Raw genomic sequence first — 15,277 nt, forward strand, 5'->3', positions numbered from 1 at the left:
GCTATTGTTGCTGCAGTAGGATTAATTAATTATTATAGAATGAGTAAAGCTGTTACTAAATTACCTTATGCAGAATTTAAAAAAGATATTAGAAAAGTTCAATTAGTAGATATAAGAGAAAAAACAGAATTTACTTATGCCCATATTAATGGAGCAAGAAATATTCCTTTTTCACAGTTAAACTTTAAATATTCTTCTTTATTAAAGGATAAACCAATTTATTTATGTGATAAAAATGGATCTCTAGCCCCTAGAGCAGCCTATACTTTAAAAAAATACGGATATACTGATATATATATGTTAAAAAATGGACTTCAAGCATGGGAAGAAAATTTAAAAACAAAAAAATAAATTAATTGAGAAAAATCTCCTAAAATTATTGAATTTTAGGAGATTTTTCAAGTATGTAAATACTTTAGTATATATATTTAAATAAATGTGTTATAATTAATTGTAACTTAGAATGTTGAGGAGATTATAATGAAAAAGAAAAAATCAAAAAAAAATAAGTCTCATATAAAATCAGAAACTTTGAAAACAAAAGAAGAGAACGAGAATGTTAAAAAAGTAGAACCAGCTAAAGATATTTTAAAAGAAAAAGAAGCTGAGATAGAGAAAGAAAGATTGAGATTGATGACTCTGAATAAAAATCAAAATGAACAGGTTAAAGAATCAATTCAAGAAAAAGAAGATAAATTAAGAAAGTTACTGTTGGAAAGGAGAAAATTAAAAAGGCAATTACTTGAAGAACTTAAAGAAAAAGAGTCTAAAAAAGTTTTAAAAGATGAGGCTATAGATAAAAAAGATATTGTAATTTTAAATGAAACCATAGAAGATGATGAAGAGCCGGAATTTTATGAATATGTGGATACAGAAAAAAATGTATTTAAAGTCTTTATTGGGTCAATAATATATTATGTATCTAAGTATATATTTAGAAAAAATATAAAAAGTTTAGAATATGTACGAATTGCAAGGCATAACTATAAATTTAAAATATTATTTTCGATAATTATTACGCTAATCACTATTACAGCATTGGTCTTATTTATGAAACTTTTATCAACTCCGAAAGATACTTATAGTGGTTATCTTTCAAATACTACAACGACAACAACTACAACGCAAAGCAGTGCAGCTAGTTCAGAAAACACTGATAGCAATGAAAATAGTAAGAAAGATAATGAAAATGTTAATTCTGATTTAATTGATCTGATAAATAAAGAAGAAGCAGCAGCTAATAAAGATTATAATCCTGGAATAACTTTATCAGTAGCAAGAGATATTAAAGTATTAGAAAAAATACCTACATATCAATCAGCTGGATGGTCTAATAAAATAGGAAATATAGAAAAAGATACACAATTGAAAGTAAATTCAGTATCATTTCCAGGTGGGTATATGATGTACCAGATAGCCGAAGGAGATGCGGCAGGACAATATATTACAGCTAATCCAAAATTAGTTGAGATTGTTACAAATAATGATTCTATGAATTTTGATTTTATTGCATATCCTTTAGCTGTAGCTGTTACAGAAGAACAAGATATTTTTGAAGATAAAGAATTAACGAAAACTAAATCTAAAGCTACATTAAATACAAGTTACAGTGTAACAGGATATGGTGTAAGTAATAATAGATTGGTGTATTACTTAGAAGATGGAACTTATTTACCTTTTGCTAACACTGTTGTTCAAATATAAAATATTCTAACACTAAAAAAGAGAAGCATAGTTGCTTCTTTTTTTAGTTAGTTTAAAATTTTCTAAAAATGCCTATACATTCCCCCAAAATTAAAACATCTTTTGTAATAATAGGTTCATAATGTGAATTACATGGTTGTAGTAAAACATGAGTATCTTTTTTATAAAATTTTTTAATAGTGGCTTCATTTGAATCAAGTAAAAGTACAGCAGCTATAGCACCATTTCTAACAAGTGATGTTTTTTTTATAAAAACAACATCACCTTCAAAAATTCCAGCTTCAGTCATACTATCACCCTTTACAGTTAATGCAAAATCTGCACCTTTAATTTGATCATTGTAGATATAATTTTCAAAATTTTCTTCAACAAAGATTCCATCTCCAGCACAAATCTCTCCAAGTAATGGAATTTTATTAATTTTTGTTGACAAATTTGAAATATTTGTAGTTGAAGTAGTGGATAGAGGGGTTCTTATTTTTGAAATCCCAGCCAGCCATAATGAGTTAACTTTTAAAATATTGGCTAGTATTTCAATTTTATCTTGTTTAGGACTGTATTTCCCTTTGAGCCAATCACTTATAGAAGATGCAGAGATACCACTTAATTTTGATAATTGCGCTTGCTTGATATTTTTTTTCTTGAGAAGAGAGGACAGTCTTTCTCTAAATAAATCTTTATCCATAGTAAAAAACTCCTAATATATACTGATTTAATTATAAAGTATTCCGTATAAAAAATCAATATATCATACACTTGAAATACGGAAAACTTTATGTTATTATAAAAGTACGGAAATCTTAATTTATTGGAGGCGGAAATGTTTATATATTGGTTAATAATAGTTATTACTATATTAAAGGTAGTAGAATTTATTGAAAGAATTAAAGAAAAAAATAGTATGTTTATAAACATTAAAAAGAAAAGGAAAAATTCAATACCTAGTGAAATTAAGTATTTATAGCAAAAACTGAATTTAATTATAAAATACATAAATATTAATTTAGAAATATTCGGAAAATCATACTAATTTATGCTTTAAGATTATATTCGTTCTATAAAAATGATTTACTAATTTATGTTAATATGCTAAAATTAAATAGTATGTATAATTAAAGGAGGGCTTAGTGGAAATAAAGAAAATATTGGAAGTAAGTCATTTATATGATTATTATGCTGATTTACTTAGCGATAAGCAAAGAGAGTATTTGAAAAATTATTATTTTGAAGATTTATCTTTAACAGAAATGGCAGAGATTTATGGTGTATCCAAACAAGCAATATCCACTAATATAAAGAGAAGTCTTGCAGATTTAGAGGATTATGAAAAAAAATTATCTCTTATTGAATCAAGTAACCAAAGAAAATTTATTTTAAATGAAATTACTAAAATTAATAAAGATGATGATATAGCAAATTTAATAGAACACCTGCTTAAATTAGAAAATTAGGAGGATACAATGGCATTTGAAAATTTATCAGAGAGATTACAGAATACGATCGCTAAATTAACAGGCAAGGGTAAGGTAACAGAAACTGATGTAAAAGAAATGATGAGAGAAGTTAGATTAGCTTTATTGGAAGCTGATGTTAACTTTAAAGTAGTAAAAGATTTCGTAAAAAAAATTAGTGAAAGAGCAGTTGGAGTAGATGTAATGAAGTCACTTACACCAGCTCAACAAATAGTTAAAATTGTTAATGAAGAATTAGTTGAGTTATTAGGCGGTAATAATTCTGAATTAGTTCAAAATAATAAAAAAAACACTGTTATGATGGTAGGGTTACAGGGGGCAGGGAAAACTACTACAGCTGGGAAACTTGCTTTAAAAGCAAAGAAAACAATGAAAAAACGTCCTTTACTAATTGCCGCGGATGTATATCGCCCAGCTGCTGTTCAACAATTGCAAACTTTAGGTAAACAATTGGATATTCCTGTTTTCTATGTAGATAAAAATCCAGTTGATATTGTTAAAGACGGTTTAAATTATGCAGAAGAAAATAATTTAAACTATATAATTATAGATACTGCTGGTAGGTTACATATTGATGAAGAGTTAATGACAGAATTACAAGATATTAAAGCAGCAGTAAAACCTCAAGAAATTCTATTAGTAGTGGATTCAATGATTGGACAAGAGGCTGTTAATATAGCTACATCCTTCAATGAACAATTGGATATTTCTGGACTTGTATTGACTAAACTTGATGGAGATACAAGGGGGGGAGCGGCCTTATCAATTAAATCAATTACAGGTAAACCTATCAAATTAATTGGTATGGGTGAAAAAATGAATGATCTAGAATATTTTCATCCAGAGAGAATGGCGTCAAGAATTCTAGGAATGGGAGATGTTTTGACTTTAATCGAAAAAGCCCAAGCATCTATTGATGAAGATGAAGCCAAGAAGATGCAGGAAAAAATATTGACTCAAAATTTTACATTTGAGGATTTTTTAAGTCAATTAAATCAGATGAAAAAGTTGGGTTCAATAAAAGATATATTAGGAATGTTACCTGGAATGAATAAAGTTAAAGGTGTAGATCTATCGCAAATTGATGAAAAGCAGTTTACTTATATTGAAGCAATTATTCAATCTATGACTATTGAAGAACGTCAGAATCCAGATATCATAAATGTTCCAAGAAGAAATAGGATTTCCAAGGGAAGTGGAAGACCTATATCAGAAGTTCATAAATTAATTAAACAATTTGAAGAAATGAGAAAAATGATGAAACAATTTGGAGGAATGGTGAATAATAAGTCAAAAAGAAAGGGGATAGGTAGGTTACTAGGAGGTAAATTACCGTTTTAGAATATGAATAATATTGTATTATTTCAACCTGAAATCCCGGCAAATACTGGTAACATAGCAAGAACTTGTGTTGGAACAAATACAAGATTACATTTAATTAAACCACTTGGCTTTTCAATCGATGATAAGCATGTAAAGAGAGCCGGATTAGATTATTGGGATAATTTAGACTTGGTTGTGTGGGAAAGTATGGATGATTTTTTAGAAAACACAAAAGATAAAAATTATTTCTTAGTTACAAAATTTGGAAAGCAGAACTATACAGATTTTGATTTTTCTAATCAAGATAATGAAGATATTTACCTTATATTTGGAAAAGAGACAAAAGGATTGCCGGAAGAATTTAGAGAGAAATACAAAGAACAGACGTTGCGAATTCCAATGACTGATAAAGTTCGATCTTTAAATTTATCAAATACGGCAGCTATGATTATTTATGAAGTATTAAGACAACAAAATTTTAAAAATTTAATTTAGTTTAATATTTTAAGGAGAGAAGCACCCAATGAAAACAGATTTTCAAATTTCACAAGAAAGCCAAAAGGAAAAAATTACAATTATCGCTAATAAAATAGGAATTAAAGATGAAGACCTTATTTTATATGGGGATTACAAAGCAAAAATTAAAATTAATGAATTAGAAGCTAATCCTAATTCTAATTTAATCTTAGTTACAGCAGTAAATCCAACTGCTGGTGGTGAAGGTAAATCAACGGTTACTATCGGACTAACTGAAGGTTTAAATGCAATTGGTAAAAAGGCGTGTGTAGCACTTAGAGAGCCATCTTTAGGTCCAGTTTTAGGAATGAAGGGTGGAGCTTGTGGTGGTGGATATTCACAGGTAATTCCAATGGACGAGATTAACTTACACTTCACTGGGGACATGCATGCCATAACAACTGCAAACAATGCAATTGCTGCAGTTATTGATAACCATATTTTTCAAGGAAATCAATTAGATATTAAAAATGTAGTATTTAATCGTGTTCTTGATATGAATGATCGAGCATTAAGACATATTGAAGTTGCTACAGCTAATAACGGGGAACAGAGATCAGATCATTTTGATATAACAGTGGCAAGTGAGATAATGGCGATTTTGTGTTTATCGGAAAATGTACAGGACTTAAAAAATAAAGTTTCCAATATTATTGTTGCTTATAACTCAAAAGGTGAAGCAATTTATGTGCGTGATTTAGAAATAGAAGGGGTTATAGCAGCTATATTAAAAGATGCTATCAAGCCGAATATTGTTCAAACATTGGAGAATAATCCAGCAATTATTCATGGAGGGCCATTTGCTAATATAGCTCATGGGTGTAATTCTATTATTGCTACTAAGACAGCTATGAAGTATGCTGATTATGTTGTAACTGAAGCTGGTTTTGGAGCTGATTTAGGTGCAGAAAAATTCTTTAATATTAAATGTAGAAAAGCTAATTTAAAACCTAAAGCAGCTGTTATTGTAGCAACTATTAGAGCTTTAAAACTTCATGGAGGTATTGAAGTAGAGAAGTTAACTATAGAAAATCTAGAAGCACTTAAAATAGGAATATCTAATTTAGAAAAACACTTAGAAAACTTAGAGAAATTTAATGTTCCAGTTGTAGTGGCATTAAATGTTTTTTCTACAGATACAGAAGTAGAACTTAATTTTATGAAAGAATGGGCTAAGGATAAAGATATAACTTTATCAGAAACAAAAGTTTTTTCTGAAGGAGGAAAAGGTGCCATTGACCTAGCTAATAAAGTGATAGATTTAGTTGACAATAGTACAAAAGAATTTAAATTTCTGTACGAAGATAGTAAATCGATATTAGAAAAAATTGAAATTGTATGTAAAGAAATCTATGGTGCAGCTGGTATTAGTGTTAGTCAAGAGTCACTGAATGAAATTAAGAAAATTAACAAATTGGGACTGAGTCATTTACCCATCTGTATGGCGAAAACTCCTTTATCATTATCAGATGATCCTAATTTAAAAGGTAGACCTATAGATTTTACGGTAAAGATTACAGATATAAAATTAAAAGCGGGAGCAGGGTTTGTAGTAGTTTATACAAATAAGATTTTAACAATGCCTGGTTTACCTAAAATTCCTAATGCTGTGAAAATTGATATAGATGAAAATGAAAATATAGTAAATATATTCTAATAAATTAGACTAAAAAATAGAGATGATTAAAATCATCTCTATTTTTTAGTCTTTCCAAATTTCAATCTGGCGTATTTGATTTTCTTCAACAGTAAGAACTTTAAAGTTTACATCTTTTATTAAGTAGGTAGCTCCAACTTTATATTCATATTTTTGTAAATATATGTAAGCTCCAATAGTGTCTACCTCTTCGTGGGGAAGGTTGATAGAAAATAAAGAATTTATATCTTGAATTGGAACCCATCCATCAACTAAATAATGACCATTCTTAAGTTTTTTGATCAAACTTTGTTCATCATCGTCAAATTCATCACGAATTTCTCCTGTCAATTCTTCAACGATATCTTCTAAAGTAAGTATACCACTTGTTCCACCATATTCATCAGTTATTATAATCATATGTTCTCTTGTTTGTTTTATTGTTTTTAAAACTTGAGAGATAGGAGTATGTTCAAATACTTTTATAGCTGGAGAGATAAATTCTTCTAAGTTAGAACTTTCTGTGATTTCTTTATCAGCAAATAGTAATTTTTTAACATTTAATATTCCTAGAATATCATCTTTATCACCATCTCTAATAACAGGATATCGAGTATATTCTTCTTGTTTCATTTGCCTGCTTATAACAGCTAATGAATCTTCTAGATCGATTGCTTCGACTTCTGTACGAGGCGTCATGACTTCTTTAGCTATCTTATTATCGAATTCAAATACACGTTCTACATAGCGATATTCATTATCATTTATTTGACCATGAGCTCTAGAAGACTGCATAATAGTTCTAAGTTCTTGCTCACTATGAATGTCACCATGACCAGCTAATGAAGAATAGCCCATGGAATTTATTATAATTCCAGCTAAGCCGTTAAGCGCCCAGATAAATGGCTTCATAATTTTATAGAAAATATACAAGGGTCTTGCGATTCTATAAGAAGATTTTTCAGCGGCTTGTATTGCCATTGTTTTTGGTACTAACTCTCCAAGAACAACGTGAAGAAGTGTCATAAGAGAAAAGGCAAAAACAAATGAGATTGTATGACTTATTGATGGATTAAGGTTTAGTAAATCAAACACTGGATGAAGTAATGCATGAAATGTTGATTCTCCAACCCAACCTAAACCAAGAGAAACGATAGTAATACCAAGTTGACAAGCTGATAAATAATTATCTAAGTTGTCAAGCATATGTAATATTAACTTAGAGTTTTTATCTCCAGTTTTAGCTAACTCTTGTACTCTAGTAGGTCGTAATTTAACTAATGAAAATTCTGCCATAACGAATAATGCAGAACCCAATAGTAAAATAATGATTAAAAATATTTTTAATATGATACTGAGATCCATAATTTAAGTGTTATATCCTCTTTTCTTTAAAATATTTAGTAAAGATATTATACTATAAAGACAGCATTTATTCAATATTTTGAAATATATTTAAAAGACTTTACTATAACGAATGTTCGTGTTAAACTTATAAATAGTATTAAGATTTGGAGAGAGATTAATGAAATTAAAAAGAAGTGAACGTATAGTATTGATGACAGAATATTTGTTGAAAAATCCTAATAAACTAATTCCTTTAACATATTTTGTATCAAAATTTAATCAAGCTAAATCTTCAATAAGTGAAGATATCCATATTATAAAAGATAGTTTTAAAGAAGAGTGTATAGGGACTATTAAAACTTTGTCTGGGGTTAATGGAGGAGTAGTATTTTATCCAATATTGAATAACACAGCAGCTAGAGAGGTAGTAGATGAATTTTTAGATAACTTGAAATCTACAGATAGACTATTAGCAGGTGGTTATATCTATATGTCAGACATTATCGGAAACCCAAGTTTGATGAATAAATTAGGTTTGTTAATTGCGAATATTTATCAAGACAAGGAAGTTGATGCAGTTGTGACTGTTGCATCAAAAGGTATACCAGTTGCTTATGCAGTAGCATCTGTGTTAAATAGACCAGTTGTAATAATTAGGAGAGATAATAAGGTAACAGAGGGGACTACTGTAGCAATAAACTTTGTTTCTGGGTCAAGAAAGAAAATAGAAACAATGGTTTTATCAAAACGTAGCCTAGAGTCTTCATCAAAAGTCTTATTAGTTGATGATTTTTTACGTGGTGGTGGTGTTATGAAGGGAATGCAATCACTTATGAAAGAATTTGATGTAGATGTTGTAGGAAAAGCAGTTTTAACTCAATGTTTTGATTCGGAGTATGATATTGATGAAAATTATACATACTTGTCTAGACTAACAAAATTGAATGAATTTACGGGTGAGTTCGAAATAGAGAGTGGAAATGCATTACAGCAATTAAATGAAAAAAATAAAAATATTGAAAGATAGAGGATATAGAATATGAACAATAGATATACAGTTGTGTTAGCTGCAGGAAAGGGAACTAGAATGCAGTCGAAATTATATAAGGTTTTGCATAAAGTATGTGATAGGACTATGGTAGAGTTGGTTCTAGATAGTGTTGCAGATTTGAATATGAAAGAAATAGTTACTGTAGTAGGTCATGGTGCTGAATTAGTAAAAAAGGCTGTAGGAAATAGAAGCAAGTTTGTTTTACAATCAGATCAATTAGGGACTGGTCATGCAGTAAAAATGGCGAAAGATATTTTAGCTGATAAAAAAGGAACAACTATTGTAATGTATGGAGATACGCCATTAATTAAATCTGAAACAGTGGATAATATGTTAAAACATCACGAGGAAACAAGAGCGAAAGCTACCGTCTTGACCTCTTATACTGAAAATCCATACTCTTATGGAAGAATAATTCGCGATGAAAAGGGAAAACTATTAAAAATAGTAGAAGAAAAGGATGCTAGTGTTACAGAAAAACAAATTAAAGAAATTAATTCTGGAATTTATTGTTTTGATAATGAATTACTTTTTGAAATGCTAGAACTTGTTAAAAATAATAATACTCAAGGTGAATATTACTTACCAGATGTATTATATTTGTTAAGAGAGAAGTCTGAAAAGATAGAAACTTATTTTTGTGCTGATTTTGATGAAACTTTTGGTGTTAATGATAGGGTTGCATTGTCATATGCAGAAAATGTCATGCGCAAAAGAATTAATGAAAAACATATGTTAAACGGAGTAACCTTAGTGGATCCATCATCAACATATATAGCTCCAAATGCAATAATAGGAAGAGATACAACAATATATCCTAATGTAACGATTAAATCTAATACTATTATAGGAGATGATTGTAAGATTAAACCTAATTCATATTTAGAAAATTCCAAAATTGGTAATTCGGTAGATGTGCTACAATCCACTATAATAGATTCAGAAGTTGGGGATAATTCAACTGTGGGTCCATATGCTCATTTAAGAAATAATACTGTATTAGGTTCGGATGTTAGAGTAGGAAATTTTGTAGAACTTAAGAATGCTAAATATGGAAATGGAGCTAAAACTTCCCATTTAAGTTACATGGGAGATGTGACTGTAGGGGATAATACCAATATTGGATGTGGGACGATAACTGTTAATTATGATGGTAAAAATAAATATGAAACAAAAATTGGAAAAGATACATTTATAGGATGTAACTCTAATTTGATAGCCCCATTAGAAATTGGAAATGGAGTTGTTGTTGCAGCAGGTACAACTGTTACCGAAAATATAAAAGACGATACGCTAGCTATTGCGAGAGTGAAGCAAGAAAATAAAGAAGGTTATGCTAAGAGATTGCCAGCAGGTAGAAAATAAGATTCTGATATAGAACAGTTTCGATTGTGTTTCTTTTTAGAAAATGCTATAATAAAAATAATATTATTACAGAAAGGTAGTATTTTTTATGAAATCAAAACATCAAAAAATATTAGAACATATAAAATCCTTACCTATTGGTAGTAAAATATCGGTAAGACAAGTTGCAAAAGATTTGAAAGTTAGTGAAGGAACTGCTTATAGAGCCATAAAGGAATCTGAAAACAAAGGTTTTGTTTCCTCTATTGAGAGGGTGGGAACTGTAAGAATTCAGAAGAAAGAACGAGAAAATATTGAGAAACTATCTTATTCTGAAATTGTGAATATTGTTGAAGGTCAATTAATAGCTGGACGTGGAGGAATACATGAAATTGTACAAGATTTTGCAATCGGTGCGATGGATTTTAAACAAGTAGAACAGCATATAGAAAAGGGAACCTTATTAATAGTAGGAAACAGACCAAATGTTATAGAAATGGCCCTGTCTAAAGGGTGTGCTGTCTTAATTGCAGGAGGCTACATTCCTAGTGCTGAAATAAAAAAAGTAGCTGATCAGAAAAATCTGCCTCTGATAGTAACTAACCATGATTCATTTTCTATTGCTCATTTGATTAATAGGGTAACGAATGATCAAATAATAAAAAGAGATATAGTGACTGTTGAATCTATGTATATAAAAAAAGATTCTATTCACACAATAAAAGAAGATAATACAGTAGAAGATTGGTATAATCTGCAATTAAATGTTGGTCACACCAGATTTCCAGTTGTCAATGAAATAGGAAAATTAGTAGGAGTAGTGACAGTAAGAGATGTTTTCTTAAAGGATAAGAGCCTATTGATTAAAGATGTTATGGAAAAGAAAGTTACTACTGCAAGGCTAAATGATCCAGTATCTTCGATAGGAAATGTTATTTTATCAGAAGGTTTTGAGTTAATTCCGGTAGTTGATGAGAAGTCTATGTTACTTGGAATTGTTACAAGAAAGATAATCATCAATTCAATGTTAACTAATAGCAGGTATCATACTCAAAATAACGATACATTTGATGAAACTATAAGGAAAGGTATTGTGAAAAAAGTAGATGGTATTCAGATAAAAGTTGTTCCTCAGATGTTAGATCAATTTGGAACATTTTCAAGTGCAGCTTTATTAAGTATGATTGATGAATCTGTTCATATAGCAAGTTATAATCATAATAGAAGTGAAGTATTGATGCAAAATGTTAATATTTATTTTATTAAACCAGTTCCATTAGATAAAATAATAACGGCGAAAGCCATAATTTTAGATATAGGAAGAAAGTCAGCTAAATTTGATGTAGAAGTTTATGATAAAAATGATATGGTAGCTAAAGCCTTAGTTACTTGTCAAGTATTTCAAAGAAATTAGATTAAGAAAGAAGAACTATGGTAGAAAAAAATATAGAATTATATGAGAAAATTTTTCAAAAAATAAGACAGTATAAGAAAATTATTATTCATAGACATGAAAGACCAGATCCGGATGCTTATGGTTCTCAAGGTGCTTTAGCAGAAATTATAAGAAAAAATTTCGAAGATAAGGAAGTTATACTTGTAGGGAAAAAATCACCATCACTATCATTTTTATTCGATACTGTAGAAGTAGATAGTAGTGATTACAAAGGTGCATTAGTAATTACTACTGATACTGCAAATTTTGATAGAATCGACGGAAAGTTGTTTACAAAAGAAAACTATCTAATTAAAATAGATCATCACCCCCCAATTGATAATTATGCAAATATAAATTTAGTGGATATAGAAGTCTCATCGTGTAGCGAGTTAATATATAATTTTTATACATATTTAAAAGATAAATATAATTTTAAATTAACAGATAAAGCAGCTGAGTTAATTTATGTTGGTATAGTAGGAGATACAGGAAGATTCTTATTTCCAAATACAAGTGCAAACACTTTAAAAGTAGCTGCAGAATTATTAAATTATGATTTTAATATGGCGCAATTATTAAATAGGCTAGATATTTCTAGTGAGAAAATGATGAGATTTAGATCATTTATTTTTAAAAATTATAATGTATATCATGATGGAGTGGTTTATTTAAAAATTACTAAAGCTGATATGGAGGAGTATCAAATTGAACCTGGAGAGGTATCGAGTGAAGTAAATTTAATAAGAAGTTTAGAAGGATTAGTAGCTTGGTGCTTTGCAATTGATGAAGGTAATAAAATACGAGTACGTTTAAGATCTAAAGGTCCGTCAATAAACCAAATTGCTGAAAAATATAATGGTGGTGGACATAGATTAGCTAGCGGAGCGACAGTCAAAAATTGGGATGAATTAGATGATTTACTTGATGATTTAGCAAGAGTAGTTTTTGAATTTAATAAAAATAAGGAAATACTAGGTACTGAATAGATAGTATCTAGTATTTTTTGGAGGTATTTATTATGTTAGAGTTGATTATTGCACCTAGTGGATTAGGTAAAACAAAGTATATTCTAAATGATATTAAAGTAAAAAAAGATTCAAATAAAATTATAATTATTACTCCTGATCAAAATTCATATAACTTTGAAAAATTATTATGTGAAGAATTAGGTGCTACTTTCAATATTGATGTGGTAAATTTTGCAAGGTTATCTAGGAAGTTAAGTACTTTAATAGGATCTGATGTAGTTCCTTTGAAAGAAACGAATAAATATTTCTATTACTTAGAGCTTATCAATAGATTTGAGGGTAGAGATAATTTTTTAATAAATAGATTGATGCAAGATTTTGATTTTATTAATGTAATAAATGATTTGATTGATGAATTAAATGAATATGATGTTGAAAGTATTGAAATAAGGGAATTTATAGACACTTTGGATGATAGTAGAGATAAGTTTGAAGATATTGTCGAACTTTATACAGAATATAAGGCCATACTACTAGAAAATATGGAGTATAGTGAACAAACTTATATTGAAAATATTATTGCCGGTTTGGAACATACAGATCTGTCCGAGTATGTTTTTTATATAGATGGATATTATAATTTTTCCCCACTAGAATATAAGTTAATAGAGGTCTTTATAAAAAAATCAAATAAAGTTTCACTATCTTGTATAAGTGAATTAGATAAATATACTAATTTTAAGTTGGAAAAATTAGTCAAACAAGATTTAATTGAAGAGAAGACATATAATTTTTTATCTTTAAAAGACGTAAGAGATACTAATAAGTATGCTTTAGATATCTATAGGAAATCTCATGAAATAATAGCCTATATTAATTCTATACTTATAAGAAACAAGTTATTCAAATTTGAAATAGTTACATTTTATTCCGAAGAAAAAAATAAAAACTATAAAATCCATTTGGAAGTTAATAGGAATATTATAACTGAAATTCAAAGAAATAAATATGAAGAAAATAGATATGTGAATGATGAATTATATTATTTACAAAAAGAACTTAGTAAAAATTCTAAATCTTATAAAGAAACTAGAAAAAACAATATTTCTATATATGAAGCTCCTAATATTGAATTAGAAATGAAACAGCTTGCTAGAAATATCAGCAGGGAGCGCATAGAAAATAAATATAATTTAAAGGATATTGCTATTTTATATAGAGATGAAGTATATGAAAACTTTGAATACATATTGAGAGATTTCGGTATAAATCTTCATATAGATAAAGAGATAAGTGTTTCAAATCATAGACTAATAAAATTGATAAAAAATATCTTAAATTATGATGATAAAAGATTTAAATATAGCATTCTAAATATCATTAAAAATTCTTCTGTGGATTTAAAAAGTATTTTAATGAAAGGAGGAAATTTAACTACAGAAGATATAGAAATTATATTAAACAACAAATTAGTTAATAAAATACAGGATTTAGATAAAAAATATTTCATTAAGCCGAGCCAAGGCTATACTAGTCAAGAATTAAGTTTTGTAAAAACATTCCTACAGGATTTAGCCTATAGACTTAATCAGTTAAAAAAGGGAAAGAAAATTTCTAAGTATGTCAAAAATATATTTGGTATATTAGAATGGTTGAATGTTGAAGAAAAAATTATAAAAAAATATGAAGTTACTAAGATATCTTTAAAGCAGTTAGAAGAAAAAAATAAAAATCAGCAAATATTTGATAAAATTATAGATTTATTAAAAAGTATTAATGAGAAGAGAGATACGAGATTAGACTATATAAGGTTTAAGAAAATAATGTTTATCTTATTAGATAAAATAGTTTATAGAACTGTACCACGTTCAGATGATTATATTATAATGTCTAAAATTGATTTATCAAAAGTTGAAAATAAAAAAATAATTTTCATAGTAGGTTTTAATAAAGATATATTACCTAAAAGTCTTGATTCTACAGGGATAATAGATGATAGTGATAAGCATTCTTTATCTTTATTCGGTATAGAATTATCTCCAAGTTCAAAAGTTTTGATGATTGATGAGGATTTTGTAGCTTATATTGCATTAACAAGAGCGAGAGAGAAGTTATACATATCTTATAGTAAATTGAATTCTAAATATCAACTACAAAATGCATCCATTTATATTGATATGGTATATAAGATTTTAAATAACAATGAGGAAAATACTATCAAAAAAAATATTGAAACGGAGGTATTTTTTGATATAGAAAAAATACATAAGTATGTGGATAATGTACAATACTATTCTCCTCTAGAAGTAATCTATTTATATAAAAAATTGAAATATACAGAGAAAAATTTAGATATTTCTTTACAAGAAGATTTAAATATTGTAAAAAAGACCTATAGTGATATCGTTGAGAAAATAAATAAGAAATTTATATTTAATGAGGGGGATATATTTGAAAAAATAAATTAAGTTAAATCTA

General features: G+C 28.2%; 14 protein-coding genes. 12 read left to right on the top strand and 2 right to left on the bottom strand.

Annotated elements, in window-relative coordinates:
* Window positions 1-3 precede the first annotated feature (3 nt).
* Both HZY82_RS05005 and HZY82_RS05010 read left to right on the top strand, forming a co-directional pair.
* A complete protein-coding gene (locus tag HZY82_RS05005) occupies window positions 4-351 on the top strand; it encodes a rhodanese-like domain-containing protein (protein WP_179938884.1) in 348 nt (115 codons plus the stop codon).
* A gap of 129 nt (window positions 352-480) precedes the next feature.
* Window positions 481-1,704: a DUF5776 domain-containing protein gene (locus HZY82_RS05010; protein ID WP_179938875.1), complete on the top strand. Its 1,224-nt coding sequence runs from the start codon at window positions 481-483 to the stop codon at window positions 1,702-1,704.
* Between the two features lie 52 nt (window positions 1,705-1,756).
* Here HZY82_RS05010 and HZY82_RS05015 read toward each other — a convergent pair whose 3' ends face one another.
* The gene (locus tag HZY82_RS05015) at window positions 1,757-2,389 is read right to left on the bottom strand and encodes a LexA family protein (RefSeq protein WP_135155925.1); all 633 of its coding nucleotides are present in this window, start codon (window positions 2,387-2,389) and stop codon (window positions 1,757-1,759) included.
* Window positions 2,390-2,524: 135 nt separating this feature from the next.
* On the opposite strand from HZY82_RS05015, the gene HZY82_RS05020 reads away from it, so the two are divergent.
* From HZY82_RS05020 to HZY82_RS05040, 5 genes are all read left to right on the top strand, one after another.
* Window positions 2,525-2,668, top strand: a complete 144-nt coding sequence (locus HZY82_RS05020; protein ID WP_167753205.1) for a hypothetical protein — start codon at window positions 2,525-2,527, stop codon at window positions 2,666-2,668.
* A gap of 163 nt (window positions 2,669-2,831) precedes the next feature.
* Window positions 2,832-3,155 (top strand): YlxM family DNA-binding protein, encoded by a 324-nt coding sequence (gene ylxM / locus HZY82_RS05025; protein WP_135155924.1) that lies wholly within the window; start codon window positions 2,832-2,834, stop codon window positions 3,153-3,155.
* A gap of 9 nt (window positions 3,156-3,164) precedes the next feature.
* Window positions 3,165-4,517 carry a signal recognition particle protein gene (ffh, locus tag HZY82_RS05030; protein ID WP_179938876.1) on the top strand — a complete coding sequence of 451 codons (1,353 nt, stop codon included), beginning with the start codon at window positions 3,165-3,167 and terminating at the stop codon, window positions 4,515-4,517.
* Window positions 4,518-4,520: 3 nt separating this feature from the next.
* The gene (gene trmL / locus HZY82_RS05035) at window positions 4,521-4,994 is read left to right on the top strand and encodes a tRNA (uridine(34)/cytosine(34)/5-carboxymethylaminomethyluridine(34)-2'-O)-methyltransferase TrmL (protein ID WP_135155922.1); all 474 of its coding nucleotides are present in this window, start codon (window positions 4,521-4,523) and stop codon (window positions 4,992-4,994) included.
* Between the two features lie 28 nt (window positions 4,995-5,022).
* Complete coding sequence (locus tag HZY82_RS05040; protein WP_179938878.1) at window positions 5,023-6,672, top strand: formate--tetrahydrofolate ligase; 1,650 nt, start codon at window positions 5,023-5,025, stop codon at window positions 6,670-6,672.
* Between the two features lie 45 nt (window positions 6,673-6,717).
* Here the strand turns inward: HZY82_RS05040 and HZY82_RS05045 are convergent, their stop codons facing one another.
* Window positions 6,718-8,016, bottom strand: a complete 1,299-nt coding sequence (locus HZY82_RS05045; RefSeq protein WP_135155920.1) for a hemolysin family protein — start codon at window positions 8,014-8,016, stop codon at window positions 6,718-6,720.
* Window positions 8,017-8,176: 160 nt separating this feature from the next.
* On the opposite strand from HZY82_RS05045, the gene purR reads away from it, so the two are divergent.
* The 5 genes from purR (at window position 8,177) to HZY82_RS05070 (ending at window position 15,267) form a co-directional block, all read left to right on the top strand.
* Window positions 8,177-9,025, top strand: a complete 849-nt coding sequence (gene purR / locus HZY82_RS05050) for a pur operon repressor (protein WP_135155919.1) — start codon at window positions 8,177-8,179, stop codon at window positions 9,023-9,025.
* Window positions 9,026-9,037: 12 nt separating this feature from the next.
* Entirely contained in the window at window positions 9,038-10,414 is a 1,377-nt protein-coding gene (glmU, locus tag HZY82_RS05055; RefSeq protein ID WP_179938880.1) for a bifunctional UDP-N-acetylglucosamine diphosphorylase/glucosamine-1-phosphate N-acetyltransferase GlmU, read from the top strand.
* A gap of 88 nt (window positions 10,415-10,502) precedes the next feature.
* Complete coding sequence (locus tag HZY82_RS05060; RefSeq protein WP_179938882.1) at window positions 10,503-11,807, top strand: DRTGG domain-containing protein; 1,305 nt, start codon at window positions 10,503-10,505, stop codon at window positions 11,805-11,807.
* Between the two features lie 17 nt (window positions 11,808-11,824).
* The gene (locus HZY82_RS05065) at window positions 11,825-12,817 is read left to right on the top strand and encodes a DHH family phosphoesterase (RefSeq protein WP_135155916.1); all 993 of its coding nucleotides are present in this window, start codon (window positions 11,825-11,827) and stop codon (window positions 12,815-12,817) included.
* 32 nt (window positions 12,818-12,849) lie between these two features.
* Entirely contained in the window at window positions 12,850-15,267 is a 2,418-nt protein-coding gene (locus HZY82_RS05070; RefSeq protein ID WP_179938883.1) for a PD-(D/E)XK nuclease family protein, read from the top strand.
* Window positions 15,268-15,277 lie beyond the last annotated feature (10 nt).

It is taken from the genome of Gemella sp. GL1 (genome assembly GCF_013415365.1).
GTDB lineage: Bacteria > Bacillota > Bacilli > Staphylococcales > Gemellaceae > Gemelliphila.